The organism is Aliihoeflea sp. 2WW (assembly GCF_000497755.1).
Classification (GTDB): Bacteria; Pseudomonadota; Alphaproteobacteria; order Rhizobiales; family Rhizobiaceae; genus Aliihoeflea.
Genome location: NZ_AYOD01000011.1, coordinates 131,692 through 157,890, shown reverse-complemented (window position 1 = coordinate 157,890; position 26,199 = coordinate 131,692). Strand labels below are relative to the sequence as shown.

Annotated in this window: 26 protein-coding genes and 1 other RNA gene; 13 read left to right on the top strand and 14 right to left on the bottom strand. The window is 65.1% G+C overall.

Features of this window, described 5'->3' with window-relative positions; all coding sequences use genetic code 11:
* The first annotated feature begins 35 nt into the window (after positions 1-35).
* Positions 36-1,046 carry an LLM class flavin-dependent oxidoreductase gene (locus ALII_RS0107475; protein ID WP_024586700.1) on the top strand — a complete coding sequence of 337 codons (1,011 nt, stop codon included), beginning with the start codon at positions 36-38 and terminating at the stop codon, positions 1,044-1,046.
* A 43-nt stretch (positions 1,047-1,089) separates the two neighbouring features.
* On the opposite strand, the gene ALII_RS0107470 is transcribed toward ALII_RS0107475, so the two are convergent.
* From ALII_RS0107470 to ffs, 7 genes are all read right to left on the bottom strand, one after another.
* Entirely contained in the window at positions 1,090-1,548 is a 459-nt protein-coding gene (locus ALII_RS0107470) for a Kazal-type serine protease inhibitor (protein WP_024586699.1), read from the bottom strand.
* Positions 1,549-1,626: 78 nt separating this feature from the next.
* Positions 1,627-2,883, bottom strand: coding sequence for a lytic murein transglycosylase (locus tag ALII_RS0107465; protein WP_024586698.1), 1,257 nt, complete (start codon positions 2,881-2,883; stop codon positions 1,627-1,629).
* A 163-nt stretch (positions 2,884-3,046) separates the two neighbouring features.
* The gene (gene recR / locus ALII_RS0107460; RefSeq protein ID WP_024586697.1) at positions 3,047-3,652 is read right to left on the bottom strand and encodes a recombination mediator RecR; all 606 of its coding nucleotides are present in this window, start codon (positions 3,650-3,652) and stop codon (positions 3,047-3,049) included.
* A 43-nt stretch (positions 3,653-3,695) separates the two neighbouring features.
* Positions 3,696-4,475 (bottom strand): cell wall hydrolase, encoded by a 780-nt coding sequence (locus ALII_RS0107455; protein WP_024586696.1) that lies wholly within the window; start codon positions 4,473-4,475, stop codon positions 3,696-3,698.
* 172 nt (positions 4,476-4,647) lie between these two features.
* On the bottom strand, positions 4,648-4,971 hold the full coding sequence (locus ALII_RS0107450) for a YbaB/EbfC family nucleoid-associated protein (RefSeq protein ID WP_024586695.1): 324 nt from the start codon (positions 4,969-4,971) through the stop codon (positions 4,648-4,650).
* 15 nt (positions 4,972-4,986) lie between these two features.
* Positions 4,987-6,828, bottom strand: a complete 1,842-nt coding sequence (locus tag ALII_RS0107445) for a DNA polymerase III subunit gamma/tau (protein WP_024586694.1) — start codon at positions 6,826-6,828, stop codon at positions 4,987-4,989.
* 120 nt (positions 6,829-6,948) lie between these two features.
* Positions 6,949-7,046: signal recognition particle sRNA small type (gene ffs / locus ALII_RS21880), an RNA gene on the bottom strand.
* A gap of 124 nt (positions 7,047-7,170) precedes the next feature.
* On the opposite strand from ffs, the gene ALII_RS0107440 reads away from it, so the two are divergent.
* Positions 7,171-7,587, top strand: a complete 417-nt coding sequence (locus ALII_RS0107440) for an HIT family protein (protein WP_035449469.1) — start codon at positions 7,171-7,173, stop codon at positions 7,585-7,587.
* Positions 7,584-8,525, top strand: a complete 942-nt coding sequence (nudC, locus tag ALII_RS0107435; protein ID WP_024586692.1) for an NAD(+) diphosphatase — start codon at positions 7,584-7,586, stop codon at positions 8,523-8,525. The genes ALII_RS0107440 and nudC overlap by 4 nt, the downstream gene beginning before the upstream one ends.
* Here nudC and ALII_RS0107430 read toward each other — a convergent pair whose 3' ends face one another.
* Genes ALII_RS0107430 through ALII_RS0107415 form a run of 4 tightly spaced genes read right to left on the bottom strand, consistent with a single transcriptional unit; the run spans position 8,526 to position 10,800 of the window.
* A complete protein-coding gene (locus ALII_RS0107430; protein WP_024586691.1) occupies positions 8,526-8,939 on the bottom strand; it encodes a DUF2442 domain-containing protein in 414 nt (137 codons plus the stop codon). It lies immediately after the preceding gene.
* Positions 8,923-9,171 (bottom strand): DUF4160 domain-containing protein, encoded by a 249-nt coding sequence (locus ALII_RS0107425; protein WP_024586690.1) that lies wholly within the window; start codon positions 9,169-9,171, stop codon positions 8,923-8,925. Before ALII_RS0107425 ends, ALII_RS0107430 begins: the two co-directional genes overlap by 17 nt.
* Before the next feature lie 25 nt (positions 9,172-9,196).
* Positions 9,197-10,057: a prephenate dehydratase gene (locus ALII_RS0107420; RefSeq protein ID WP_024586689.1), complete on the bottom strand. Its 861-nt coding sequence runs from the start codon at positions 10,055-10,057 to the stop codon at positions 9,197-9,199.
* Positions 10,058-10,074: 17 nt separating this feature from the next.
* A complete protein-coding gene (locus ALII_RS0107415) occupies positions 10,075-10,800 on the bottom strand; it encodes a 3-deoxy-manno-octulosonate cytidylyltransferase (protein ID WP_024586688.1) in 726 nt (241 codons plus the stop codon).
* 207 nt (positions 10,801-11,007) lie between these two features.
* Here ALII_RS0107415 and ALII_RS21585 point away from each other — a divergent pair, with 207 nt between their 5' ends.
* The 9 genes from ALII_RS21585 to ALII_RS0107370 all read left to right on the top strand — a co-directional run bounded on the left by ALII_RS21585 (position 11,008) and on the right by ALII_RS0107370 (position 21,517).
* Entirely contained in the window at positions 11,008-11,940 is a 933-nt protein-coding gene (locus tag ALII_RS21585) for a cytochrome c family protein (protein ID WP_024586687.1), read from the top strand.
* Positions 11,941-12,098: 158 nt separating this feature from the next.
* The gene (locus ALII_RS0107405; RefSeq protein WP_024586686.1) at positions 12,099-13,994 is read left to right on the top strand and encodes an extracellular solute-binding protein; all 1,896 of its coding nucleotides are present in this window, start codon (positions 12,099-12,101) and stop codon (positions 13,992-13,994) included.
* Entirely contained in the window at positions 13,991-15,865 is a 1,875-nt protein-coding gene (locus ALII_RS0107400; RefSeq protein WP_024586685.1) for an extracellular solute-binding protein, read from the top strand. Before ALII_RS0107405 ends, ALII_RS0107400 begins: the two co-directional genes overlap by 4 nt.
* Positions 15,866-15,901: 36 nt before the next feature.
* Positions 15,902-16,990 (top strand): microcin C ABC transporter permease YejB, encoded by a 1,089-nt coding sequence (locus ALII_RS0107395; protein ID WP_024586684.1) that lies wholly within the window; start codon positions 15,902-15,904, stop codon positions 16,988-16,990.
* Positions 16,990-18,141: an ABC transporter permease gene (locus ALII_RS0107390; RefSeq protein ID WP_024586683.1), complete on the top strand. Its 1,152-nt coding sequence runs from the start codon at positions 16,990-16,992 to the stop codon at positions 18,139-18,141. The genes ALII_RS0107395 and ALII_RS0107390 overlap by 1 nt, the downstream gene beginning before the upstream one ends.
* 46 nt (positions 18,142-18,187) lie before the next feature.
* Positions 18,188-18,421, top strand: coding sequence for a hypothetical protein (locus ALII_RS0107385; RefSeq protein ID WP_029660299.1), 234 nt, complete (start codon positions 18,188-18,190; stop codon positions 18,419-18,421).
* Positions 18,421-18,918, top strand: a complete 498-nt coding sequence (locus ALII_RS0107380; protein ID WP_024586681.1) for a PIN domain-containing protein — start codon at positions 18,421-18,423, stop codon at positions 18,916-18,918. Before ALII_RS0107385 ends, ALII_RS0107380 begins: the two co-directional genes overlap by 1 nt.
* A complete protein-coding gene (locus ALII_RS0107375) occupies positions 18,915-20,543 on the top strand; it encodes an ABC transporter ATP-binding protein (RefSeq protein WP_024586680.1) in 1,629 nt (542 codons plus the stop codon). The genes ALII_RS0107380 and ALII_RS0107375 overlap by 4 nt, the downstream gene beginning before the upstream one ends.
* Before the next feature lie 23 nt (positions 20,544-20,566).
* On the top strand, positions 20,567-21,517 hold the full coding sequence (locus ALII_RS0107370; RefSeq protein WP_024586679.1) for a glyoxylate/hydroxypyruvate reductase A: 951 nt from the start codon (positions 20,567-20,569) through the stop codon (positions 21,515-21,517).
* Positions 21,518-21,676: 159 nt separating this feature from the next.
* On the opposite strand, the gene ALII_RS0107365 is transcribed toward ALII_RS0107370, so the two are convergent.
* Together ALII_RS0107365 and ALII_RS0107360 are read right to left on the bottom strand one after the other, a co-directional pair.
* Positions 21,677-22,534 (bottom strand): NlpC/P60 family protein, encoded by an 858-nt coding sequence (locus tag ALII_RS0107365; RefSeq protein ID WP_024586678.1) that lies wholly within the window; start codon positions 22,532-22,534, stop codon positions 21,677-21,679.
* Entirely contained in the window at positions 22,531-23,901 is a 1,371-nt protein-coding gene (locus ALII_RS0107360) for a leucyl aminopeptidase family protein (protein ID WP_024586677.1), read from the bottom strand. The genes ALII_RS0107365 and ALII_RS0107360 overlap by 4 nt, the downstream gene beginning before the upstream one ends.
* A 131-nt stretch (positions 23,902-24,032) precedes the next feature.
* On the opposite strand from ALII_RS0107360, the gene ALII_RS0107355 reads away from it, so the two are divergent.
* Positions 24,033-24,818, top strand: a complete 786-nt coding sequence (locus ALII_RS0107355; RefSeq protein ID WP_244437364.1) for a tetratricopeptide repeat protein — start codon at positions 24,033-24,035, stop codon at positions 24,816-24,818.
* A 296-nt stretch (positions 24,819-25,114) separates the two neighbouring features.
* Here the strand turns inward: ALII_RS0107355 and ALII_RS0107350 are convergent, their stop codons facing one another.
* Positions 25,115-26,170 (bottom strand): Atu2307/SP_0267 family LLM class monooxygenase, encoded by a 1,056-nt coding sequence (locus tag ALII_RS0107350; protein WP_024586676.1) that lies wholly within the window; start codon positions 26,168-26,170, stop codon positions 25,115-25,117.
* Between the last annotated feature and the right edge of the window lie 29 nt (positions 26,171-26,199).

The window sequence follows — 26,199 nt, the reverse complement described above, 5'->3', positions numbered from 1 at the left end:
CTATATCCGGGCAGTGAAAATGACCGGATGATGCGATGACCCTCCTTTCCGTACTCGACCTTTCCCCCGTGCCGGACGGCGCGACGACCGCCGAGGCGCTCGCCAACACGCTCGACCTTGCACGAAACGCCGATCGGCTCGGCTACAACCGCTACTGGCTCGCCGAACATCACAACATGCCGGGCATCGCGAGCGCGGCGACCTCGGTCGTCATCGGCCATGTCGCGGGGGGCACGTCGCGCATTCGCGTCGGCGCCGGTGGCATCATGCTGCCGAACCACGCGCCGCTCGTCATCGCCGAGCAGTTCGGTACGCTGGCTTCGCTCTATCCGGGGCGCATCGATCTCGGGCTCGGCCGCGCGCCCGGCACCGACCAGTTGACCGCCCACGCGCTGCGTCGCTCTCTTTCGGGAGACGTCAACCAGTTTCCGAACGACGTCCTCGAACTGCTCGCCTATTTCAAGCCGGCTGAGCCCACCCAGCGCGTGCGCGCGGTGCCGGGCGAGGGGACGAACGTGCCGGTGTGGATTCTCGGGTCGAGCCTTTATGGCGCGCAACTCGCGGCCGCTCTCGGCCTGCCCTACGCCTTCGCCTCGCATTTCGCCCCGGCCGAACTCGACCATGCGCTGGAGGTCTATCGGACACGCTTCGAGCCATCGGAATATCTCGACAAGCCCCATGTCATGGCAGGGCTGAACGTCGTCGCGGCGCCGACCGACGAGGAGGCGCGCTATCTGTTCTCGTCGCTGCAGCAGGCATTCGTCAATCTGCGCTCCGGCCGTCCCGGCAAGCTGCCGAAGCCGGTCGAGGGGTTCGAGCAGCAGATCGATCCGATGGCGAAGGCGATGCTCGACCAGGCACTGACCTGCGCCATCGTCGGCTCACCGCAGCGGATCGGCCAAGGGCTCGAAGCCTTCATCGCGCGCACCGGCGCGGACGAACTGATGGTGACAGCGCAAATCCACGATCACGCGGCGCGGGTGCGTTCTTTCGAGATACTGGCCGAGGTCCACGGACTGGCCGCGATGAGCGCCGCCGCCGAATAGCAAAGAAAAGGCCGGCATCGCGCCGGCCTTTTTCCTGTTCAGATCAGCATTCGCCGCCGCGGCGAATGCGCCAGCCGGCAGCTTCTGCCTCGCAAGCATTGCCGAATGTCTGCTGGCGGTTGCCTTGCACGGCGCAGACCGGGGCATATTCGCGCGTGCAGAACTGCGGGCGATCGGGGCCCGGCCGGCCCGGACGATCCCAGCCCGGGCCACCGCCCGGACGTCCCGGACGATCCCAGTTCGAGCCGCCGCCGCGACGGCATTCGCCGCCATAGGCGATGCGATAGCCTTCGGCGCGCGCCACGCAGGAATTGGGGAAGGTCTGTTGGTCACGTCCGCGCTCCCCGCAGACGGGATCATATTGCTGCGTGCAGATCGGCTCGGGGCCGGGGCGCGGCGGCAGGGGCCGCGGGCCTTCCTCGACGACGACGCACGATGCCAGCAGACCGGCGCCGACGACTGCCAGCAATCCGGTCTTCAATCCGGAAAATTCGAATTTCATGAGTTCACTCCAAAACAGACCCGTCCCGAATGCTTCAAGACGCTGGACGCATTGTGGTTCCCGCCGCCGACAAAAAAATCATCGCAGCGCGCGCACGATCGAACCGTCGGGGAAACAGGTCGGTGCCTGACCCGCTTTCTGCTGCCATTCCCCAATCGAACGGCGGGTGCGAAATCCGGCCAGGCCGTCGGCGCCGCCAGTGTCGTAGCCGAGCGCCTGCAGCCCGCGCTGCATCGCCGCGACGTCGGATCGTATCAGCCCGCCGACATTGCCCCATGCGCCTGAAAAGCGGCTGTCGCCATAGGTGATGCGGTCGCCTGCGTGGCCGACGAAGAGCGCATAGAGGTCGCTCTCGTTGTATTCCTTGATGACGTAGAAATTCGGCGTGACGAGGAAGGCGGGGCCGGAGCGGCCGGCAGGCATCATGAGGAAGCCTTCGCCGCGCGACTCGTGCTCGGGGAAGGGCCGGCCCGAGACGCGCGCGACGCCCATCGACGCCCATTCGGCGATTGGACGCCCCCGGTCGGGACCTTCGAGCGCGCAGGAAACGCTTGCCGGCAAGGTGACCTCGAAGCCCCAGTCGCGCCCGCGCACCCAGCCGAAATGGGCGAGATAGTTGGCGATCGAGGCGAGGGTGTCCGCCTCGGAGTTCCATATGTCCGCCCGTCCGCCGGAGTGGCCGACGGCATGTTCGAGATAGGAAGTAGGCAGGAATTGCGGCTGGCCGAGTGCACCGGCCCAGGACGATTTCATGTCGGATACGCGCGCATGGCCGCGCTCGACCATCAACAAAGCGGCGATGACCTCGGCGCGGAACATCTCCTTGCGCGTCGCCATGAACGCCTTGGTGCCGAGCACTTGAAACGCGTTGTGCGGGATGCGCGCCGCCCCGAACCCGCTCTCGCGCCCCCAGACGGCGAGCAGAATGCCGCCGGGAACGCCGTATCGCGCTTCGAGATCTCGCAAGACCGGTGCGAGCCGCCCCGCTCGCTGGCGCCCGCCCGCGGTGACGCCACCGACGATGTTCTCTGCGAAATAGTTGCCGGGCGACCCGAACTCGGCCTGATGCTGGCGCTGCGGCGTCTGCGCAGCCTGACCCGGCATGACGAGGTCGGGCAGGTCGAGATTGGGGCCGACATTGGCGAAGGCGGCGTCGAAGGTCGACTGCGAGACGCCGGCGCGGGAGGCTTCGGGCCAGAGGTCGCTCTGGAGCCAGGTGCGGAATTGCTGGTCGATGGATTGGGCGAGGGCGGGGAGGGGGAGGAGGAGGAGGAGGAGCAGTATTGCAATGAAGGAGCGGCGGAGACGAACACCCCCCTCTGTCCTGCCGGACATCTCCCCCTCAAGGGGGGAGATCACGCGCGTGGATTTCGCACCCGACCTTGTCGGCTCAAGTGCGGCGGCGACGAGATTGATCTCCCCCCTTGAGGGGGAGATGGCCGGCAGGCCAGAGGGGGGTGACTTCCGCGACATCCGTCTTCTCCCTATGGCCGAGCGCTCAAAACGCCGTGCGCGATTTCAGCGCCGCCGTCAGCGTTCCCTCGTCGAGATAGTCGAGCTCGCCCCCGACCGGCACGCCGTGCGCCAGCCGCGTGACCTTGACGTCGAAGCTCGACAACTGGTCGGTGATGTAGTGCGCGGTCGTCTGACCCTCGACGGTCGCGTTGACCGCGAGGATCACCTCCGACACCCCGCCCGAAGCGACGCGCGCGATCAGCGCCTTGATGTTGAGGTCGTCCGGCCCGACGCCGTCGAGCGGCGACAGCGTGCCGCCGAGGACGTGGTAGCGCACGTTCATCGCCGCCGCGCGTTCCAGCGCCCACAGATCTGCGACGTCCTCGACGACGATCAGCGTTGCGTCCTCGCGGCGCGGGTCTGTGCAGATCGTGCAGGGGTCGGACGTATCGACATTGCCGCAGGTGGAGCAGACGCGAACCTTCTCCACCGCCTCGCCCATGGCGGCGGTGAGCGGCACGAAGAGCTGTTCCTTCTTCTTGATGAGATGCAGCGCCGCACGCCGCGCCGAGCGCGGCCCGAGCCCCGGCACCTTGGCCAGAAGCTGGATCAGACGTTCGATTTCGGGGCCGGCGATTCTCTTCGACATGGCTCCGGTTTAACGCCGAAACCCGCCGATGTGTAGGTCGAACTCAGTTGGTCGAGCCGGTCCGCGTTTGGTCGAGGATCAGGGCGCCGATCGCGTCAGCGTTGGTCTGGTCGACGGCGAAGGAGAGCGCCTCGGAGGCCGTGTTCGCCGGGGCTGCTGCCTCAGCCGTTTCCATCTGCGGGACAGCCGGCGCCGGTTGCGGCGTGCCGAAGCGCTCGGCCTGCGGCTGGGGCTGCGGCGCGGCCGCGACCTGGACGCGCGCCTGCTTGCCCTCGACGCGGCCGGCGGCGGCAAGCTGCGACTGCGGGCGTACGCCGTTTGCGGCGCGTTCCTCGCGCCCGCGCTTCTCGTAGAACGCGTTGCCGCCGGCTTTCAGCACGTAGTGCATGTTCGGATAGGGGAAGTTCAGCCCGGCCGTGTGGAAGAACTTGGCGTTCTGCACCATCGGGTGGCGCTCGCCGGCAAGCACCGCGTCGGCAGCGGCCATCACGTCCGGCATCGCCTTGGAGTTCATCTTGCGCGTCATCACGCCGGGCGCGAACTGGTTCTTCTGGCCGACGACACCGCAAATCGTGTTCGGATACTCGCCCGAATTGACCCGGTTCATCACCACCGTGCCGACGGCGACGAGGCCTTCGCGGCTCGACCTGTGCGATTCGAAGAACATCGCGCGCGCCATGCAATCGCGATTGCTGGCCGTCGCCGCAACGGGCTTGACCGAGGACGTCACCACGTCGTCGAGAAGGTCGCTGCTGGACGTGCAGGCGGAAACAACAAGCGAAAGGGCGACCGCGCAGGCCGCGGCCGGGAGCCGAAAGAACACGTTACAAACCTCTCCGAACGGCCCCCGCCGTTTCGTCGATGATTTTGAAAGGGTGTTTTGCGGCAAAAAAGGGGCAGGTGCGCCACAAACGCACCTGTGCCGGAACTCCGCGATCAAAACCGGATATGCCCGATCCTATCGCCCGAATGGTTATTAACGCGTTAACCGCAACCTAGAAGGGCAGCTTCATGCCGGGCGGGATCGGCAGGCCGGCGGTCAGTTCCTGCGTCTTCTGCTGCATGATCGCCTCGATCTTGGTCTTGGCGTCGTTGTGCGCGGCGAGGATCAGATCCTCGAGAATCTCGACGTCGTCTTCCTTGAAGAGCGAGGGGTCGATCTTGAGCGACTTCATTTCGAACTTGCCGGCAAGCGTGACCTGGACGAGCCCGCCCGCGGACTGGCCGGACGCTTCGACATTGGCCAGTTCTTCCTGCATCTGCTGGAACTTGGCCTGCATCTCGCGGGCCTTGCCCATCATGCCGAGAAGGTCTTTCATCGTGATCTCCGTTGGTCAGATTTCGTCGTCATCGTCCAGATCGCCGATGCCCGGGTCGACCGGCACTTCGTCGCTTTCGATCTCGATCTCCGCCGTCTCGACCGCGTCGGGCAGCCGAACGTCGATGATCTTCGCGCCGGGAAAGCGGGCGAGGATCGCCGCGACGGAGGGGTCGTTCTTGGCGTCGAGAAGGGCGACGTCGCGCCGCGCCTGCTCGATCTCCGACAGCGTGTCGCCGCCGCGCTCGCGCGAGATCGTGACGACCCAGCGCCGCCCGGTCCAGGTGTGGAGCCGGGTCGTCAGGTCGCTGACGAGCATGCGCGGGGCGTGTTCGGTCAGGCTGACCTCGATGCGGCCCGGATCGAATTTCACGGGTCGCAGGAACTGCTTGATCTGAACCTTCAGCGCCATGTCGCGATTGGCGTCGCACAAGGCGACGAGATCGGTCATCGAGGCGATACGGGGTTCGGCCGGCGCTTCTTCGACCTGCGGCTTCGGCGTGGCGACCGGAAGGGGCTCCGGCTCGGTGCGTACCAGCCGCATCGTCTGCCCGCCGCCATTCGATGACATCGCGACGGGCTGGGCGGCGACTGCATCGACCGGTGCCGGCGCACGGTTCGGAGCACTTCCTGCGGAAGATGTCGGCGTGCCCTGGGGAAGCGTGCGGACCGGGCCGTCGCCTTCCAGCGATTTCAGCGCCTCGTCGAGCGTCGGCAGGGTCGCGGCATGCGCGATGCGGATCAGCACCATCTCGGCGGCGCTGACCGGCCGCGACGCGGTCTGAACCTCGGTGATGCCCTTCAAGAGCATCTGCCACGTGCGCGATAGGACGCGCACCGAAAGCCCGTCCGCATATTCGCGCCCGCGCTGGCGCTCTTCCTGCGAGATTGAGGCGTCGTCGGCCGCGTTCGGCACGAAACGGATGCGCGTGACGAGATGGTTGAACTCGGCAAGGTCGGTGAGAACGGTCGCGGGGTCCGCGCCGGCATCGTACTGGCCGCGGAATTCGCCGAGCGCACCGGCGACGTCGCCCTTCATCAGGAGTTCGAAAAGGTCGATGACGCGCGCGCGGTCGGCAAGGCCGAGCATGTCGCGCACCGCCTCGGCGGTAACCGTGCCCGAACCGTGGGCGATCGCCTGATCGAGGATCGACAGCGAATCGCGCACCGACCCCTCGGCCGCGCGCGCGATCATAGCGAGGGCGTCGTCGTCGATCGCGACGTCCTCCTTCTGCGCGATGCCGCGCAGATGGGCGGTCAGCAGGCCGGCGTCGACGCGGCGCAGGTCGAAGCGCTGGCAGCGCGACAGGACGGTGATCGGCACCTTGCGGATTTCGGTCGTCGCGAAGATGAACTTGACGTGCGGCGGTGGCTCCTCGAGCGTCTTCAACAGGCCGTTGAAGGCCTGCGTCGAGAGCATGTGCACTTCGTCGATGATGTAGACCTTGTAGCGCGCGGAAACCGGCGCATAGCGGACCTGCTCGATGATCTCGCGAATGTCGTCGATGCCGGTATGCGAGGCGGCGTCCATCTCGACCACGTCGACATGGCGGCCTTCCATGATCGCTTCGCAATGTTCGCCGGGGACGGAGAGATCGACGGTCGGCTGGCTGACGGCGTCGGTCTTGTAGTTGAGCGCGCGGGCGAGGATGCGGGCGGTCGTCGTCTTGCCGACGCCGCGCACGCCGGTCAGCATCCAGGCCTGGGCGATGCGGCCGGTGGCGAACGCGTTGGTCAGCGTACGCACCATCGGCTCCTGGCCGATCAGGGTGGAAAAGTCGCGCGGGCGATATTTGCGCGCCAGGACCCGGTAGGGTCCCTGCGGACGGCTCGTCTCGATCTGCGGAGTTTCGTCCATCAAGTCTCGCTCGTGCCATGAGCCCGAAGGCCCGGATCATCCTCGCGGCGCGAGTGTCGTCCCCGACATGGCCAGGCGTCAATGCCGCAAACGGCTCGGACGCAAGGCCGGGGAAATAAGGTGGGAGGCTGGCACGGTGACCCGTGCCGGGGCTCGTTAGGGCTGCTTCCTTCCGGACCTGACCCGGTTGGCGAGTGGCTCGTCCACCACCAACCTCCCGCGCCCCATATCGGCAATTCGAAAGGCGAATGCAAGGCCGGATCGAAAGCTGGAACGATTCGCTTCCATCGGGCGGGGAAACGCTCTAGCCTCGCAACCCTGGCAGAGGAGGGAGACATGGACATGCCGCACAGGGCTGGCGGTTTCGAGCTCGACAGGAAGCTTGAACGCGACAGCCGCGAAGTGATCTGGCTCGGCCTTTGCGAGCTTCGGATCATGAACGATGCGCGCTGGCCATGGCTGATCATGATCCCGCAACGCCGCGGCGCCGTCGAGATCCACGACCTGACGCCGCTCGACCAGGCGATGCTCTCCTTCGAGACGACCATGGTGTCGAAGGCGCTGAAAGAGGTCACGCGCTGCGACAAGATCAATATCGGCGCGCTCGGCAACATCGTCCGCCAGCTCCACGTCCACGTCATCGCGCGCAGGGAAGGCGATGCGAACTGGCCCGGGCCCGTCTGGGGCCACGGCCAGCCCGAACCCTATCGCCGTGAAGACCTCCACGGCCTGATCAACGACATCAAGGGCCGCCTGTGAATTTCGCCTTGTTCGACCGGCCGGCCGAAGAGCCGAGCCGCTTCGTCGGCTTTGCCGGCAATTGCATCGACCGGCAGGCCGAGAACCGCTCCGAGACGGCGCTGGCGGATGCGCTCGCCGACCCGCGCCTGTCGGTTCTCATCCTGCGCGGCGGGCGCCTCTGCCTGAAGATGAACGGCGCCGGTCCCGACTGCCGTTTTTCGGCATCGGAAGCCGAAGCCCTCAGGGTCAAGCTGGAGCATGCGGTGCTGCTCGGCCATGGCCCCGACGGTCCGGTGATCGCTGCCCCTGGTAGTCTAGAGCCCGAGGGCCTGCCGGACGGCATCAAGGCGATCGACCTGCGCTCGCTCAACAGCCAGGGCCTTCTCGCTCCCGAGGACATGGGTGCCGTAGGGCAGGGCGCGTCCCTCCTCGCCTGGAACGCCAATTGCCGCTTCTGCGGCCGCTGCGGGGCGGCGACCGAGTCACGCATCGGCGGCTACAAGCGCGTGTGCACCGGCTGCGGCGCGCAGCATTTCCCGCGCACCGACCCCGTCGTCATCATGCTGACCGTCACGCCGGATCGCTGCCTGATGGGCCGCAGCCCGCATTTCGTGCCGGGCATGTTTTCGACGCTCGCCGGTTTCGTGGAGCCGGGCGAGACGATCGAGGATGCGGTGCGGCGCGAGACGCTGGAGGAATCGGGCGTCAAGATCGGCCGCGTCGCCTATCACGCCAGCCAGCCCTGGCCGTTTCCCCATTCGCTGATGATCGGCTGCTTCGGCGAGGCGCTGAACGAAGATCTGACGCCGGACTTCACCGAACTCGAAGCCTGCCGCTGGTTCACGCGCGAGGAAGTGCGCTCAATGATCGCCGGCGCGCACCCCGATCGCCTGATCGTCCCGCCGAATGCGGCGATCGCCAATCATCTCATCCGGGCGTGGGTGGACGCGGGCTGATCAGGCGCTCTTGCGCGGCCGTCCGCCCTTTGCGCCGTTCTCGCGCGCGGCGCGCACCTTGGCCGGCGATGTCGTGCTGCCGCCAATACGCGCGAACTGGCTTGCCATCCAACGTCGTGTGCCGAATACGCCACCAACGAGCGCCCGCACGGAAAGATCGACGTCGAGGCGCGGCCAGTGAAGATTGAGGCCGAACCCGTCGACCTCGACCAAGCCCAGATCGGCCGCCGGCGCATCGTGCAGATACTGGACGAGCGCGGGCGGGAAGACGTAGGCGCAGCCATTTTCGAGCTCGACGACGATCCGGCCGCTCGCCGCGTCAAAGCTCGCCGTCCGTGCCCGCAGACCTTCGGCGAGCACCTGTCGTCCCCGCTCTTCGGCGGCGTCGATCTGCATGTCAGTCAGCTTCACCATGAATGCGCTCCCAGTCCTGCAGGAAATCGTCGCGCCGTGCCGCGACTTCCTCAAGAAGCCGGCGCAACTCCGGCCGCTTGATCCCGATCGCAAAGACCAGCTCGATCGAACCGTCCGGCCCGATCAGGTTGATCTTGGCATTGCCCGCTCCGATGAGATGGATATGGGCCGGCGCGTGGTCCTGCGTGTAGATGACGAAACGATAGCCATGCGCACGGTGGACGACGACCAATACATTATCCCATCAGTTGGGTTTTTCAAGAAGGACGCTGGCTGATCCGGAACTCCGCCGCCGGATAGACCCCGAGCACCCGTACTTCGCGCGAGAAGAAGTCGAGTTCCTTGAGCGCCTGAGCGACATTGGCGTCGTCGGGGTGGCCTTCGATGTCGGCGTAGAATTGCGAGGCGAAGAAGGTGCCGCCGAGCTGGTAGCTCTCCAGCTTGGTCATGTTGACGCCATTGGTGGCGAAGCCGCCCATGGCCTTGTAGAGCGCGGCCGGGATGTTGTGCACGCGGAAGATGAAGGTCGTCATCATCAGATCGTCGGCCGACTTGCGCGGAGCCCAGGATTCCTCCTTCGCCAGCACGACGAAGCGGGTGACGTTGTTGTCGGTGTCCTCGACGTTCTCTGCGACGATGTCGAGGCCGTAGAGTTCGGCGGCAAGGACAGGCGCGAGCGCTGCGGCGGTGCGGTCGCCTTCGTCGGCCACCTGGCGCGCAGCGCCGGCCGTGTCGCCGGCGATGACCGGCTTCCACTTGTTCTTGCGGATCACGTTGCGGCACTGGCCGAGCGCGTGAATGTGGCTGTGAACGGACTTGATCTCGTCGATCTTCACGCCCGGCAGGACCATGAGCTGGAAATGGATCGGCAGGAAATATTCGCCGACGATGTGCAGGCTCGATTCGGGCAGGAGGTGATGGATGTCGGCGACGCGGCCGGCGATCGTGTTCTCGATCGGGATCATCGCAAGTTCGGCCGCACCGCTCTCGACCGCATTGAACGCGTCCTCGAAGGTCGCGCAGGGCATCGGCTCCATGCCGGGAAACATGTTGCGGCAGGCGGTGTCGGAATTGGCGCCGGGTTCACCCTGAAATGCGATGCGGTTGGTCCTGGACATGCGGCTTCTGCTCTTCCTTACGACAACATGGCGCGGGCGCGCTCGAGATCTTCGGGCGTATCGACGCCCAGCGGAACGGAACGGACGAGGCCGACATCGATGCGCATGCCCGCTTCGAGCGCGCGCAGCTGCTCCAGCCGCTCGCGCGTCTCCAAGGGGCTCGGGCCGAGGCCGACGAAGCGTTCGAGCGCGGCGCGGCGATAGGCGTAGATGCCGATATGGTGGTAGAGCGGGCCTTCGCCCCATGGCGCGGTCGCGCGGGTGAAATAAAGCGCGCGCAGACGGTCGGGCGCGAGCGGCGAGCCGACGATCTTGACGACGTTCGGATTGGTCTTCTCCGCCTCGTCCTCGATCTCGACGCCCAGCGTGGCGATGTCGGCATCGCCCCCTTCGAGCACGTCGGCCGTGCTCGCGATCAGTGCGGGATCGATGGTCGGCAGGTCGCCCTGGAGGTTGACGATCGTCGTGTAGCGCCCGTCGGGATCAAGCTTCTGCAGCGCCTCGAAGATGCGGTCGGAGCCGGACTGGTGGCTTGCCGCCGTCATCACGGCCACGAAGCCAAGGGCCTCGACGGCGCGCGCCACTTCGTCACTGTCGGTCGCGATGGCGATCTCGCCCGCGCCGCTTTCGGCAGCGCGCCTTGCGACCTGCACGATCATCGGCAGCCCGGCGATGTCCGCCAGCGGCTTGCCGGGCAGGCGGGTGGAGGCCATGCGGGCGGGAATGAGGATTAGTCTGGACATGCGCGAAGCGATGGTGCGGCTCTCGGGAAGGTCGGAAAAGTGGCAAAAGGTCTCACGTGGAAAGGCCCTTATATGTGTTGCAACATCCAAGCAAAAGACCTAGTTTCCGCGCGATTTTCACCGGCACGACCGGGTGGGGGACCCTTTGACGCGTGTGCGCCGGCCGCACGCCGCATCACCCCGGTCGAACCTTGGAGCCTTGGGTAGATGGACTCTTTTGAACTTAACAAGCTGATCGGCGCGTTTCTGGGCGTCGTTTTCGTCGTCTTTTCGGTCAGCCTTGTGTCGGACGCGATCTTTGCGTCCCATGCTCCCGAAACTCCGGGCTATGCGATCGAGGTTCCCGAGGAGCCCGCAGGCGGCGGAGCGCCGGCCGAAACCGGCCCGAGCGCGCTCGACCTTCTCGCCAGCGCCGACCCGGCTGCTGGCGAAGCGGCCTTCCGCCGCTGCGCCTCGTGCCACACGATCGAGGCTGGCGGCGCGAACCGCGTCGGCCCGAACCTGCACGACGTGCTGGGCCGTGTCGTCGCGTCGCACGAAGGCTTTTCCTATTCCGCCGCGATGACCGAATATTCCGAGGGCGGCACCAAGACTTGGGAATTCGAGAATCTGAGCGCATTCCTCGTCAACCCGCGCTCCTACGTGCCGGGAACGACGATGGCCTTCGCCGGTATCCGCGATCCGCAGGAAGAAGCCAACCTGATCGCCTACATCAACGCCCAGTCGGACAACCCGATGCCGCTGCCCGAGCCGGCCGCCGCTGAAGAAGAGTCGGCCGAGGGCGAGGAAGCTGCTCCCGCCGAGGGCGAGGAAGCCGCGCCAGCCGCCGAAGGTGAAGACGCTGCTCCGGCTGCCGAAGGCGAGGATGCTGCACCTGCCGCTGAAGGCGAAGAGGCCGCTCCTGCCGAGGACGTCGCGCCGGCGGCCGACGAGGCTGCGCCTGGCGCCGATGAAGCCGCGCCGGCTGACGATGCCGCAGAGCCGGCCGATGCCGATGCTGCAAGCGAGACGGAAGCTGCTCCGGCAGACGCAACGCCCGAGGAAGACGGTTCCGCCGCTTCGCCCGAGACCGACCCCGCGACGCCTGCCGCCGATGGCGAGGTGAGCGAGGAAGAAGAGCGGGCTCCGGCGCAGAACTAACCAAACCGTAATATCGACGATCACGAAAAAGCCGGGTTTCGCCCGGCTTTTTTGCGTTTGTGAAAATGCCCGGCCACGCAAAGTTTAGCCACGTAGCCGGTTTCCAATCACGCCCGATGGGATAGGGTGCGGGCTCGGACGAAGAGGAGATGCGTCGAATGGAATTGGGCCGCTGGGGCGATCATCTGCGCAAATCATGGGTCGTTGCGACCGTTCTGCTCGCTGGTGCGAGCACTGCGCTGGCGCAGGATGCCGAGGCCGAATGGCGCACGACCTCCTCGCTGATCCAGACCGAGCCGCCGGCCGAGGAATTCACCCGCTATTCCTACGTGAACCCTGACGCGCCCAAGGGCGGCACGCTGAATTCGGCGGCCTTCGGCACCTTCGACAGCTTCAACCCGTTCATCGTGCGCGGCACGCCCGCGGCCGGCCTCGGCCAGTTCGGCGGACTTCTCTGGGATACGCTGATGCAGCAATCCCCGGACGAGGCCGGGACGAGCCATGCGCTGATCGCCGAGGCCTTCACCTATCCGGACGACTATTCCTCGGCGATCTATCGCCTGAACCCGGATGCGCGCTGGCACGATGGCGAGCCGGTCACGGCCGAGGACGTGGTCTGGTCCTTCGAGAAGCTGAAGGAGATCAGCCCGGCCTATAGCCGTTACTATGCGAACGTCACCGCGGCGGTCGCGATTTCCGAGCGCGAAGTCGAGTTCACCTTCGACCAGACCGGCAACCGCGAACTGCCGCACATCATGGGCGATCTGGCGGTTCTGCCGAAGCATTGGTGGGAAGGCGAGAACGCGCGCGGGCAGAAGCGCAATATCGCCAATCCGACTCTCGAAGCGCCGCTTGGCAGCGGACCTTACAGGATCGCATCCTTCGATCCCGGCTCGCGCATCGTCTGGGAGCGCGTCGAGGATTATTGGGGTGCCGAGGAGCCGGTCAACATCGGGCGCAACAATTTCGACCGCATGACCTATACCTATTTCCAGGATGACAATGCCGAGTTCCTGGCCTTCACCCGCGGCGGCTTCGAGGATATCCGGCAGGAAACGAGCACGCGGCGCTGGGCGGTCGAGTACAATTTCCCGGCCTTCGAGCGCGGAGACGTCATCAAGCGCGAATTCATCTCGGGCGGCATCCAGCACATGCAGGCCTTCGCTTTCAACATGCGCCAGCCCCGCTTCCAGGACCGGCGCGTGCGCCAGGCACTGACGCTGGCCTACAATTTCGAGGAGCAGAACCGGCTTCAGTTCTTCGAGATGAACGAGCGCTTTTCCAGCTATTTCGAACGTTCCGAACTGGCGTCGAGCGGCGTGCCGGAAGGGCAGGAGCTTGAAATGCTCGAAGCGCATCGCGATGCGCTGCCGCAGGAGCTTTTCACCGAAGAGTTTAAGCTGCCCGTCTTCGACACGCCGCAGGCGCAGCGCGACAATCTGCGCGAGGCGGTCCGGCTCTTCGACGAAGCGGGCTGGGCGATCCAGGGCGGCCGCATGGTGAACAAGGAGAGCGGCGAGCAATTCCGGATCGAATTCCTGGGTTCCTCGCCGACGAGCGAGATCATCACGGGCGGCTACATCGCCAATCTGCGCCGCCTCGGCATCGACGCGACGCTGCGCATTGTCGACACCTCGCAATACATCCAGCGCTATCAGGCCTTCGAGTTCGACGCCGTGACGGCGCGCTTCCCGCAATCCGAATCGCCCGGCAACGAGCAGCGCGATTATTGGAGCACGCAGGCCGCGGACGCCGAAGGCTCGCGCAACGTGCCCGGCATCAAGGACCCGGTGGTGGATGCGCTGATCGACAAGATCATCTACGCGGCCGACCGCGATGAGCTGGTGGCGGCAACGCGCGCGCTCGACCGCGTGCTCCTGTGGAACTACTACACCGTGCCGCAATATTTCCAGCCGACCATGCGCTACGCCTACTGGAACAAGTTCGGCATTCCCGAAAAGCAGCCCGAATATTCCGGCATCGACCCGCAATCCTGGTGGATATTGCAGGACCGCGAGGCCGAGATCGAAGAGCAGATCGAGGAAGCGGAATGAGCGGCGCAGGTATCGACCGCCGTGCCTTCCTGGCGCTCGGCGGCGCCGCTTTCGCCGCGCCGTTTCTGCCGCGTGTCGCGCTGGCGCAACTTCAGACTGGGACACCTCTCTATGGCATCTCGGCCTTCGGCGACCTGAAATACGGGCCCGATTTCACGCATTTTGACTATGCGAACCCGGATGCGCCGAAAGGCGGGCGGTTCAATTTCTCGGTGCCGAACTGGGGCTACAACCAGTCGGTCCTCACCTTCAACACGCTGAACTCCTTCGTGCCCCGCGGCGACGCGCCGCCGCGCATGGAGCTGTGCTTCGACAGCCTGATGGCCGGCTCGCTCGACGAGCCGGATTCGGCCTACGGACTTCTGGCGGAAACCATCACCATTGCCGACGATCGCAATTCCTTCACCTTCAAGCTTCGGCCGCAGGCGCGCTTCCACGACGGCTCCAAGCTGACGGCCGAGGACGTCGCCTATTCGTTCAATCTCTTCAAGGAAAAGGGCCACCCCTCGCTCGTCCTGCCCTTGAGCGAGATGACGGAGGCGGTGGCCGAGGACGAGGCGACCTTCCGCATCGCCTTCAACGGCAACCAGTCCTCGCGGACGATCTTTTCGGTCATTGCCATGCCGATCGTCTCGAAGGCGTTCTATGAGGAGAACCCGTTCGACGCCTCGCAGCTCAAGCCCCCGCTCGGCTCGGGCCCCTACAAGGTCGGTCGCGTGAATGCCGGACAGACGATCGAATACGATCGCGTCGAGGACTACTGGGGTCGCGACCTGCCGGTCATGCGCGGGCTTTTCCATTTCGACACGATCCGTATCGAGTTCTACCGCGACCGCAATGCCGCTTTCGAGGCGTTCAAGAAGGGCGACATTCAGTTTCGTCAGGAGTTCACGGCGCGGACCTGGGCGACGGGCTACGACTTCCCGGCGATCACGGACGGGCGCGTCGTCAAGCGCGAGTTCCCCAGCGAACTGTCGCCCTCGATGCAGGCCTGGGCGCTCAACCAGCGACGCGAGAAATTCGCCGATCCGCGCACCCGCCAGGCCATCGGCATGTGCTTCGACTTCGAATGGACGAACCGCAACCTCTTCTACGATGCGTATGCGCGCTCCAATTCGGTGTTCGAAAAATCGGAGTTCCGCGCCGAGAGCGCACCGTCCGAGGTAGAACTTGCGCTGCTGGAGCCATTCCGCAGCGACATCCCAGAAAAAGCTTTCGGCGAGGCGGTGGTCGCGCCGATTTCGGATGGTTCGGGCCGCGACAGGCGCCTGCTGCGCGAAGCGCGCCGTCTTCTGATGGAGGCCGGATGGCAGGCCGATGGCCGCGTGCTCCGGAATGCGGCCGGGCAGCCGCTGACTGTCGAATACCTGATCCAGGACGAGGTCTTCATCCGATCGGGCTCGCCCTTCGTCGAAAACATGCGCCAGATCGGCATCGACGCCTCGATCCGACAGGTCGATTCAGCGCAATACCAGGCGCGCCAGCTCGATTTCGATTTCGACATGGTGGGCATGGCTGCGTCCTTCGGCGCGACGCCGACGCGCGATTCGCTCGCCAATTTCTTCCATTCGCGCTCGGCGGACCTACCGGGAACGCGCAACTATCCCGGCACGAAATCGCCGGCGCTGGACGCGCTCATTGAGCGTGCCGGCAAGGCCGAGACCCGCGACGGCCTCGTCGTGACGCTGAAGGTCATGGACCGCATCTTGCGCGCGCGCCATGACTGGATTCCAAATTGGCATGCGCCGAATCACCGGGCGGCCTATTGGGACATGTTCGGCTTCAAGGACCCGAAGCCGGACTATGGCTTCCCCGTCGAGGCCTTGTGGTGGTACGACGAGGAAAAGGCGAAATCGATTGGCAGGGCTTAAGACTGATTTGACCACCCTCGCAGCGAAGTCCACCTGATGGGCGCCTATATCCTTCGACGTCTGTTGCTGATGATTCCGACCTTGTTCGGCATCATGGCGATCTCGTTCATCGTCATCCAGTTCGCGCCGGGCGGACCGGTGGAGCAGGTGATCGCCAACATCACCGGGCAGGGCGGCGGCGCGGCCGACCGCATCGGCGGCGGCAGTTCCGACTTCCAGAATTTCGATACCGGCGGCGAATCTAGCTATCGCGGCGCGCAGGGGCTCGATCCGGAGTTCATCGCCCAGCTCGAACGCCAGTTCGGCTTCGACAAGCCGCCGCTCGAACGCTTCGCCAACATGATCTGGAACTACGCACGGTTCGATTTCGGCGACAGCTACTTCCGCGACATCTCGGTCATCGACCTGATCATCGAGAAGATGCCGGTATCGATCTCGCTCGGCCTGTGGATCACCCTCATCTCCTACGCGATCTCGATCCCGCTCGGCATCCGCAAGGCGGTGAAGGACGGCTCGAGCTTCGACGTGTGGACGAGCGGCATCGTCATCGTCGCCTACGCGATCCCGGGCTTCCTGTTCGCGATCCTCTTGATGGTGCTCTTTGCCGGCGGCTCGTTCTTCGACTGGTTCCCGCTGCGCGGCCTCACCTCCGAAAACTGGTCGGACCTCTCCTGGCCCGAGCGCATCATCGACTATTTCTGGCACCTCGCGCTGCCGCTGACCGCGATGGTCCTTTCCGCCTTCGCGACGACGACGCTTTTGACCAAGAACTCCTTCCTCGAGGAAATCCGCAAGCAATACGTCGTCACCGCGCGCGCCAAGGGACTGTCCGAGCGTCAGGTGCTCTACCGCCACGTCTTCCGCAATGCGATGCTGATCATCATCGCCGGCTTTCCCGGCGCCTTCATCTCGGCCTTCTTCACCGGCTCGCTCTTGATCGAGAACATCTTCTCGCTCGACGGGCTCGGGCTCCTCGGCTTCCGCTCGGTGCTGGACCGCGACTATCCCGTCGTCTTCGCCACGCTCTACATCTTCTCGCTGATCGGTCTGCTCGTCAGCCTCCTATCGGACCTTATGTACACCTGGATTGACCCGCGCATCGATTTCGAGCGGAGGGACGTCTGATGTCCGACATGCTCGCCAAGGCGCAGGTCGAGGAAGTACGCGAGAAGGTCGCGCGGCCGTGGCTCTCGCCGCTCAACCAACGCCGCTGGCAGAATTTCAAGGCGAACCGGCGCGGCTACTGGTCGCTCTGGATCTTCCTCGTCCTGTTCGTGCTGTCGCTGTTCGCCGAGTTCATCGCCAACGACAAGCCGGTCCTCGCCTCCTACAATGGTGAAATCCTCTTCCCGACCGTCGTCGACTATCCGGAGGAAAAGTTCGGCGGCTTCCTCGCGGTGACGGATTATCGCGATCCGATCATCCAGGAGGAGATCGAGGCGAATGGCTGGATGATCTGGCCGCCGATCCGCTATTCCTACCGCACGGTGAACAACGAGATCCCAGAGGCTGCGCCCGCCAAGCCATCCTGGCTTTATGACCGCGAGACGCGCTGCCAGCGCTATTTCGAGGGCGCGGACGATCCGAACTGCACGCTCGGCAATTTCAACTGGCTCGGCACGGACGACCAGGCCCGCGATGTCGCCGCGCGCGTCATCTACGGCTTCCGCATTTCGGTCCTGTTCGGCCTCGTCCTGACGGCCGCCTCGGCGATCATCGGTGTCACGGCCGGTGCCGTGCAAGGCTATTTCGGCGGCTGGACGGACTTGATCTTCCAGCGCGTGATCGAGATCTGGTCGTCGATCCCGGTCCTCTATCTGATCCTCATCATCGCTGCGATCCTGCCGCCGGGCTTCTTCATCCTGCTCGGCATCATGCTGCTCTTCTCATGGGTGGCGTTCGTCGGAGTCGTGCGCGCCGAATTCCTGCGCGCACGCAACTTCGAATATGTGAACGCGGCGCGGGCGCTCGGCGTCGGCAACGCCACGATCATGTTCCGCCACCTCCTGCCGAACGCGATGGTCGCGACGCTGACCTTCCTGCCCTTCATCCTCAACGGCTCGATCACGACGCTGACCTCGCTCGATTTCCTCGGCTTCGGCCTGCCCCCCGGCTCCGCCTCGCTCGGCGAACTCCTCCGCCAGGGCCAGCGCAACCTCAACGCGCCCTGGCTCGGCATCGTCGGCTTCCTGTCGCTGTCGGTGATGCTGTCGCTGCTGATCTTCGTCGGCGAAGCCGTCCGCGACGCCTTCGACCCCCGGAAGACGTTCAGATGAGCGGTGTGGTATGTCAGGCGCAGAACATGTTGCCACGGAGGCACCCATGAACAGGATCGTTCGCGAGCATTATCCGGTGTCGAAGCTGCCCGAGGAACTGCGCGAGGGGCTCGAGCCCGGAGCGTCGGTTACGGTTACGGTGGAGGAGGAACGCAAGCCGTTCACCCAAGAGGAATTGCGTGAACAGTTTCTAGAGGTACGCAAGTCCTTGAAGCGCAAGGTGACGGTCGAGGAAGCTGTGGCTCGGATACGTGAGTTGCGTGACGAGTGGGACGATTGATGGCGTCGATCGAACGTCTCTATCTCGACACCAACGTATTCGTTGCAATGGCAGAAGGTGCGGACGATTTGTCGTCTGAGCTATATGGGCTCGTCGGCACGCAACGGCCGGGACAGGCATTTCTCTGCACCAGCGAGTTGAGCCTTGCGGAGCTTCTTGTGCAGCCATATCGCGACGAGAATGACGGTCTCATCCAGCTCTACGACAACTGGATCAACTCCGGGGCTTGGCTGGAAGTTCGGCCCGTCGATCGAGGTGTCCTGTGGTACGCCGCTGTCGTTAGGCAGCAATTTCGATCGGTCAAGCTGCCCGATGCGATCCACATCTCGACCGCTATCGGACTGGGTTGCACCCATTTCATAAGCGGCGACAGGCGTCTCCCGAGCGAGATCAATCTGTACCATAAGCGCTGGGGCACCGAACGAGGACCCGCTAAACTCGCCGTGCTTCCGCTTGATCTCGATACCGTGACCAGAATTCGTGGCGAGTTTTCATGACCGCACCCCTTCTTTCCGTCCGCGATCTGTCCGTCGCCTTCGCTCAGGGCGGGCGCGAGCAGATTGCCGTCGACCATATCTCCTTCGACATCGCGCCGGGCGAAACGCTGGCACTAGTGGGCGAATCGGGTTCCGGCAAGTCGGTCTCCGCGCTCTCCGTCCTGAAGCTCCTGCCCTATCCGGCAGCAAGCCATCCTTCCGGACAGGTGCTGTTCGAGGGCAAGGACCTGCTTGCGCTGGACGAGCACGCGCTGATGCGGGTGCGCGGCAACGACATCGCGATGATCTTCCAGGAGCCGATGACGTCGCTCAATCCGCTACACACGATCGAGCGGCAGATCGGCGAGATCCTGAAGCTGCATCGCGGCATGAACGACAAGCAGTCGAAAGCCCGCACGCTGGAGCTATTGAACGAAGTCGGCATCCGCGAGCCCGAAAAGCGGCTCGGCGCCTATCCGCACCAGCTTTCGGGCGGCCAGCGCCAGCGCGTGATGATCGCGATGGCGCTCGCCAACGAGCCGAAGCTCCTGATCGCCGACGAACCGACCACGGCACTCGACGTGACCGTTCAGGCACAGATTCTCGAACTGCTCGGCGAACTGAAGACCCACAACAAGATGTCGATGCTTTTCATCACGCACGATCTCGGCATCGTGCGCCGCATCGCCGACCGCGTCTGCGTCATGACGAAGGGCAAAATCGTCGAGGAAGGGCCGACGGCCGAAGTCTTCGCCAGTCCAAAGCACGAATACACGCGCCACTTGCTGGCGGCCGAGCCCAAGGGCGAGCCGCCGGCGGCGAACGATGCGGCGCCGATCGTCATGAAAGGCGACGACATCAAGGTCTGGTTCCCGATCAAGGAAGGCTTCTTCCGCAAGACGGTCGACCATGTGAAGGCCGTCGACGGCATCGACGTGACGGTGCGCGCCGGCCAGACGCTGGGCGTCGTCGGCGAATCGGGCTCGGGCAAGACCACGCTGGGTCTGGCGCTCTCGCGCATGATCTCGTCGGAAGGACAGATCATGCTCGGCGACAAGGCGATCGACGATTTCTCCTTCCGCGAAATGAAGCCGCTGCGCCGCGAGATGCAGATCGTCTTCCAGGACCCGTTCGGCTCGCTCTCGCCTCGCATGTCGGTGTCGGAGATCATCGAGGAAGGCCTGCGCATCCACCAGCCGAAGCTCGACGCCGACGCGCGCGACGTGCTGGTCGTCGACGTCCTGAAGGAAGTCGGGCTCGATCCGGCGACGCGCTTCCGCTACCCGCATGAATTTTCCGGCGGCCAGCGCCAGCGCATCGCCATCGCGCGCGCCATGGTGCTCAATCCGCGCTTCGTCATGCTCGACGAGCCGACATCGGCGCTCGACATGAGCGTGCAGGCGCAGGTCGTCGATCTTCTGCGAGACCTGCAAAGGAAGCACCAGCTCGCCTATCTCTTCATCAGCCACGATTTGAAGGTCGTGCGCGCGCTCGCGAACGAAGTGATCGTGATGCGCAACGGCAAGGTCGTCGAATACGGCACCAGCCGGCAGATATTCGAGAACCCGCAGACCGACTACACGAAGGCGCTGATCGCCGCCGCCTTCGACATCGCGACCGCGCCCGCCGGCGTCGTCAGCGAGTAGACCGAAAAATCAGGGAGCCGACCATGACCGACCATCGCGCGGGGCGCATTCTTCTGTCCGTCCAGGGTTTCAATCCGAAGAAATGGCACGAGCTCCTGTCGGCCAAACGCGAGGTCGTGACGGAGCCGCAGGGCGAAAGCGACCACTCCATCGATTATGCGGTGGTCTGGAAGCACCAGCCCGGAATTCTCGCCACGCTGCCGAATTTGAAGGCGATCTTCTCGATCGGTGCCGGCGTCGATCACATCTTCGCCGACCCGAACCTGCCCGATGTGCCGATCGTGCGCGTGGTGGCAGGAAACCTGACCCAGCACATGGTCGACTATGTCGTCTGGCGCGTGCTGGACCACCAGCGCCAAGGCATGTTCTACCGCGCCGAGCAGGCGAAGAAGAGCTGGCGCGAGATCGCGCAGCCAGCTTCGCCGGACGTCTCGGTCGGCATTCTCGGCCTCGGCGAGCTCGGGCTGGCGGCAGCGAAGGCCTTGAAGGCAATCGGCTTCGACGTGAAAGGCTGGACGCGGACGGAAAAATCCGTCGATGGGGTCGAAACCTTCAGCGGCGAGGCGGGGCTGACGCCGTTCCTCAACGCGACCGATATCCTCGTGGTGCTATTGCCGCACACGCCGGCGACCGAGGGGATCGTCGACTACGAACTCCTGTCGAAGCTGCGCCGCGACAACGGGCTCGGCGGCGCGTGCCTGATCAATGCGGGCCGCGGCAAGCTGCAGAAGGAGGCGGATATTCTGCGCGCGCTGGACGATGGCACGCTGAAGGAGGCGAGCCTCGACGTCTTCGAGACCGAACCGCTGGCGGCGACGAGCCCGCTCTGGACGCATCCACGCGTCTTCGTCACGCCCCACGCCGCGGCCACCTCCGACGCGCGACACCTCGTGCCACTGATGGTGGAACAGATGGACCGCTTCGAGCGCGGCGATCCCCTGCAGCATCTGGTGGACCGCAAGGCGGGGTATTAGGCCGGGCGAGCGCCCCCTCCGACCCTTCGGGCCACCTCCCCCGTGAACGGGGGAGGATTTTCCTCAGGAAAGGCCGCAACCTCGGTTCCTCCCCTGCGAAGCGGGGGAGGGGGGACCATGCGAAGCATGGTGGAGGGGGCGTTTGCGAAGTCCAGAAAGTCAGGGGCGTCGAAACCCCGTCGGCCCGCCGTAAAGGTGTCCGATGCGCGATACCGCGTCGGCCAGCGGCTCGCGGGTGACGCGCATCGTGTGGCCGCTGGCATGGATCATGGAAGCGGCGTCGAGCATGATCGCGACATGACCTTTCCAGAAGACGAGGTCGCCACGTCGCAGGCCGGCGAGGTCGTCGCCGATGTCGAGCGCGATGCCGATGCTCGCCGCCTGCATGTCGGTGTCGCGCAGCACTGATATGCCGGCCATCCGCATCGCAAGCTGCACCAAGCCAGAACAATCGATGCCGAAGCCCGAAACACCGCCCCAAAGATAGGGCGTGTGCTCGAAGCGTGCCGCGACCGTGACGTAGTCCGGCTCGACATGCCCGACCGGCCGAAGGTGATCGAAGATCATCGCCTCGCCGGTCTCCAACAGCGCATAGCGCGTGCCGCGCGTTTCCGCTTCGCCGACGATGCGAACCGTCGCGCCCATCGAATGCGCCGTGGTCATCGGAAAGCGCAAATCCGCGCCGCGATAGACGAAGCTGCGTTGCGCGACAACGACATGTGTCGCCTCCTCGACCGTACTCAGCGCCGATGCGGGGGCGTAGCCGACATAGCCGTCGGCGTCCGCCTGCAGCCATGCCCAGCCTTCGAGCTCTTCGAACACGCGGACGGTTGCGCCGTGGAGCAGTTGCGTATCGATGCCGCTGTCGGCGCGGGGGGCGGGGCGCAAATCCACGATCGGCGCGGCGATCCGCGCCGGTCGTCCTTCGACGAACTGGCCGGCCTCGACCTGGCCGCGCAGGCTTTCCGCTGCAAGATCGGGCCGGAAGGCGTGGAGGCGGCGGTCGAGCGTGGTCATTTTCCGTACCGCGCTTCGAGAACGTGCATCAGCGCTCGGATGGCCTGCGCCTCGCCGCCGACGGGCGCGTGGGCCTTTTCGACCGGGTTCCAGCCGAAGATGTCGAGATGGACCCAGCTTCGTGCATTTTCGACGAATTTCTGGAGGAAGAGCGCCGCCGTGACCGAGCCGGCAAAGCCGTCGGTGGTGACGTTGTTCATGTCGGCGACGCGGGAGGAAAGCTTCTTCGCGTAGGGCTTCCAGAGCGGCATGCGCCAGACCGGATCGGCCACCGTCTCGCCCGCGCGCGACAGGTCGGCGGCGAGCGTTTCGTCGTCGGTGAAGAAGGGCGGCAAGTCTGGCCCGAGCGCGACGCGGGCGGCACCCGTCAGTGTCGCCATGTCGATCAGGAGTTCCGGCTTTTCCTCGTCGGCGAGCGCCAGCGCATCGGCGAGGATCAGGCGGCCCTCGGCATCCGTGTTGCCGATTTCGACCGTCAGGCCCTTGCGGCTGGTCAGAACGTCGCCTGGTCTAAAGGCGTTGCCGGCGATCGCATTCTCGACGGCGGGAATGAGCACCCGCAGGCGCAAATCGAGATTGGCGCTCATGATCATCGAGGCGAGGCCAAGCACGTTCGCCGCGCCGCCCATATCCTTCTTCATCAAGAGCATGCCGCTTGCCGGCTTGATATCGAGCCCGCCGGTGTCGAAGCAGACGCCCTTTCCGACCAGCGTCACCTTGGGCGCGTCCTTCGGCCCCCAGGTGAAGTCGATGAGGCGAGGCGCCTGATCGGACGCGCGCCCGACGGCGTGGATCATCGGAAAGTTCTGCTTCAGGAGCGCGTCGCCTTCGATGACGCCGATCTTTGCCCTGTGCGCCTTGGCGAGCCTGCGCGCGGCGTCTTCCAGATCGGCCGGCCCCATGTCGTTGGTTGGCGTGTTGATGAGGTCGCGGGCAAGGATGATGCCCTCCGCCTCGCGCGTGACGCGGGCAAGGTCGACGCCGGGGCTGAGCTGCAGCCGGATGTCGCGCGGGCTGTCCTTCCAGTAGCGCTCGAAGCGGTAGCCGCCGATGACCAGCGCGAGGGTCGCCAGATGCGCGTCGAACGTGCCGGGCGCGAAGGCCCATTCGCCGGAGGGCAGGTCGCGGGCGAGGCGGCCGAGCCCCAACGCCGCGCCGTCTTCGCTGCCGATGCCGACCAGCGCGCCGGCCAGTTCGCCGTCGGCGTCGGGGAAGGCGAGCACCTTGCCAGACTGGCCGGAAAAGCCACTGGCCTTCGCCCAGGCGCGGGCACGCGCGTCGATCGCGACGCCGTCGAGCCCGTCCTTGGCGACGACATGGATGGGCTTCGCATTGGCGAGCGGCGTTTGCGTGATTTCGATGGGCATGGGGTCTCCTGGAAGGCGGGCGCGAAGCAGATGCCAACCCTTTTAACGCTCCGTTAGGGTTAACGGAATATTGCTCGGGACATTAACGGGTGCTTCGGCACGAGTGTATGTCGATGCGGAGGTCGATCAACATGAAGGCAAAGGCGAGGACCACGGCCACGATCCTGGCGCTGGCGGCAACGCTTGCGCTGGCGGGTTGCGCCGGCAACAAGCGCATGACGACCGCCTCCGTTGACCGCACGACCACCGGCGCGGTGACGCAGATGACGGCACCCGAACTGCGCGCGACGGCCGACCAGCTCGGCACCGCCTATACGCGCAACCCGGCCGACATGACCGTCGCCATGCAATACGCCTCGGTGCTGCAGATGGACGGGCGCAACGACCAGGCGCTTGCCGTGATGCGAAAGGCGGCGATCGACCATCCCAAGGAACGTCAGGTGCTCGCCGCCTACGGCAAGGCGCTGGCCGCCGCCGGCGACCTCCAGCCTGCGCTCGACGCCGTCCGCCGTGCGCAGACGCCGGAATATCCCGACTGGAAGCTGATGTCGGCCGAAGGCGCGATCCTCGACCAGCTCGGCCAGGCCGGCGAGGCGCGCCGGCTCTATACCCGCGCGCTCGAAATGCAGCCGAATGACCCGAGCGTGCTTTCAAACCTCGGAATGTCCTACCTTCTGGAAGGCGATCTGAAGCAGGCCGAAGCCCAGCTTCAGAACGCCGTCACCCAGCCCGGCGCCGACAGCCGCGTGCGGCAGAACCTGGCGCTGGTGGTCGGGCTGCAGGGGCGTTTTGCGGATGCCGAGGCGATTGCCAGCCGCGAACTGTCGCCGGAACAGGCCGAGGCGAACGTGGCATATCTGCGGTCCATGCTTGCGCAGCAGAATGCGTGGAATGATCTGGCGAACGAAGAAGGCTGACCGGCGTCGTTCCGACCGGGAGGGTGGGCGGCGGCAGCTTCACAATTGCTGTTTTCTTTGAAGGGGACCCCCACCCTTTATCCCTCCCCACAAGGGGGAGGGAGGACATCCACGTCGCGCCCCTGCTTTCGGCCGGGTGATAAAATTGACGGAAAGGCTCGACGCTGGCGACTCCCTCCCCCTTGTGGGGAGGGATACAGGGTGGGGGTCACTTCGGAAAAAAGCGACCGCGGCAATCGGGACAATGCGCGTCAACGCGCGAAATGATCTCCAGCCGGTTCGGACGGGAAAGCCCGTCAGGCCGCGGCGATCCGCCTTTCGCCGACCGCCTTCTTCACCTCCGGCGCCACCCGCGTTCCCAAAATCTCGATCGCCTTTAACAGCTTGGCGTGATCCATCACGCCGATCGCCATCTGGATGACGAAGCGGTCGAAGCCGAAGATTTCGTAGTGCGCCAGGATCTTGTCGGTCAACTCCGACGCGTCGCCGACGAACTGTGCACCGCGCGGACCGGCGGATGCCTCGAACTGCTGGCGGCTCGTCGGGGGCCAGCCGCGTTCGCGGCCGATCCGGTTCATCACTTCGGCCTGCGCCGGGTAGAAGGTATCGATGGCTTCCTTGCGCGTGTCAGCGACGAAACCGTGGACGTTGATCGAGGTCTTCAATGTTTTCGGATCGCGGCCGAACTTCTCCGCCGCCTCGCGATAGAGCTTGAAGAAGGGCGCAAAGCGGGCCGGTTCGCCACCGATAATGGCGAGCGCGAGCGGCAGGCCGAGCATGGCCGCGCGGCCGACTGATTGCGGCGTGCCGCCGACGGCGAGCCAGATCGGCAATTGGCCGTTGACGGGCCGCGGGTAGACGCCCCGCTCGCTGACGCGCGGCGTGTGCTTGCCGCCTTCCCATGAAAAGATTTCGCCCTCGTTGAGCTTGATCAGCATTTCGAGCTTTTCGGCGAAGAGCGTGTCGTAATCGCCGAGGTCGTAGCCGAAGAGCGGGAAGGATTCGATGAAGGAGCCACGCCCGGCCATGATCTCGGCACGCCCGTTCGAGATGTTGTCGAGTGTAGCGAACTGCTGGAAGACGCGGATCGGGTCGTCCGACGAGAGCACTGAGACGGCGCTCGACAGCTTGATGTTCCTGGTGCGCGGGGCGGCAGCGGCGAGCGCGACGGCGGGAGCCGAGACGGCGTAGTCCGGCCGGTGATGTTCGCCAAGGCCAAACAGATCGAGCCCGACCTGATCGGCGAGTTCGATTTCCTCGATCAGATTGGCGAAGCGCTGCGCCGGACTGACGATGTTCCCGGTCACCGGGTCGGTGCCGACATCGCCGAATGTGTAGAGGCCGATTTCCATCGTTCATGTCCCTTCGATTTGAAGAAGAG

Coding starts and splice junctions, on each gene's coding strand:
- ALII_RS0107475 (WP_024586700.1), top strand. CDS start 36: ATGACCCTCCTTTCCGTACTCGACCTTTCCCCCGTGCCGGACGGCGCG.
- ALII_RS0107470 (WP_024586699.1), bottom strand. CDS start 1,548: ATGAAATTCGAATTTTCCGGATTGAAGACCGGATTGCTGGCAGTCGTC.
- ALII_RS0107465 (WP_024586698.1), bottom strand. CDS start 2,883: ATGTCCGGCAGGACAGAGGGGGGTGTTCGTCTCCGCCGCTCCTTCATT.
- recR (WP_024586697.1), bottom strand. CDS start 3,652: ATGTCGAAGAGAATCGCCGGCCCCGAAATCGAACGTCTGATCCAGCTT.
- ALII_RS0107450 (WP_024586695.1), bottom strand. CDS start 4,971: ATGAAAGACCTTCTCGGCATGATGGGCAAGGCCCGCGAGATGCAGGCC.
- ALII_RS0107445 (WP_024586694.1), bottom strand. CDS start 6,828: ATGGACGAAACTCCGCAGATCGAGACGAGCCGTCCGCAGGGACCCTAC.
- ALII_RS0107440 (WP_035449469.1), top strand. CDS start 7,171: ATGCCGCACAGGGCTGGCGGTTTCGAGCTCGACAGGAAGCTTGAACGC.
- ALII_RS0107430 (WP_024586691.1), bottom strand. CDS start 8,939: ATGGTGAAGCTGACTGACATGCAGATCGACGCCGCCGAAGAGCGGGGA.
- ALII_RS0107420 (WP_024586689.1), bottom strand. CDS start 10,057: ATGTCCAGGACCAACCGCATCGCATTTCAGGGTGAACCCGGCGCCAAT.
- ALII_RS0107415 (WP_024586688.1), bottom strand. CDS start 10,800: ATGTCCAGACTAATCCTCATTCCCGCCCGCATGGCCTCCACCCGCCTG.
- ALII_RS21585 (WP_024586687.1), top strand. CDS start 11,008: ATGGACTCTTTTGAACTTAACAAGCTGATCGGCGCGTTTCTGGGCGTC.
- ALII_RS0107405 (WP_024586686.1), top strand. CDS start 12,099: ATGGAATTGGGCCGCTGGGGCGATCATCTGCGCAAATCATGGGTCGTT.
- ALII_RS0107400 (WP_024586685.1), top strand. CDS start 13,991: ATGAGCGGCGCAGGTATCGACCGCCGTGCCTTCCTGGCGCTCGGCGGC.
- ALII_RS0107395 (WP_024586684.1), top strand. CDS start 15,902: ATGGGCGCCTATATCCTTCGACGTCTGTTGCTGATGATTCCGACCTTG.
- ALII_RS0107390 (WP_024586683.1), top strand. CDS start 16,990: ATGTCCGACATGCTCGCCAAGGCGCAGGTCGAGGAAGTACGCGAGAAG.
- ALII_RS0107385 (WP_029660299.1), top strand. CDS start 18,188: ATGAACAGGATCGTTCGCGAGCATTATCCGGTGTCGAAGCTGCCCGAG.
- ALII_RS0107380 (WP_024586681.1), top strand. CDS start 18,421: ATGGCGTCGATCGAACGTCTCTATCTCGACACCAACGTATTCGTTGCA.
- ALII_RS0107375 (WP_024586680.1), top strand. CDS start 18,915: ATGACCGCACCCCTTCTTTCCGTCCGCGATCTGTCCGTCGCCTTCGCT.
- ALII_RS0107370 (WP_024586679.1), top strand. CDS start 20,567: ATGACCGACCATCGCGCGGGGCGCATTCTTCTGTCCGTCCAGGGTTTC.
- ALII_RS0107365 (WP_024586678.1), bottom strand. CDS start 22,534: ATGACCACGCTCGACCGCCGCCTCCACGCCTTCCGGCCCGATCTTGCA.
- ALII_RS0107360 (WP_024586677.1), bottom strand. CDS start 23,901: ATGCCCATCGAAATCACGCAAACGCCGCTCGCCAATGCGAAGCCCATC.
- ALII_RS0107355 (WP_244437364.1), top strand. CDS start 24,033: ATGAAGGCAAAGGCGAGGACCACGGCCACGATCCTGGCGCTGGCGGCA.
- ALII_RS0107350 (WP_024586676.1), bottom strand. CDS start 26,170: ATGGAAATCGGCCTCTACACATTCGGCGATGTCGGCACCGACCCGGTG.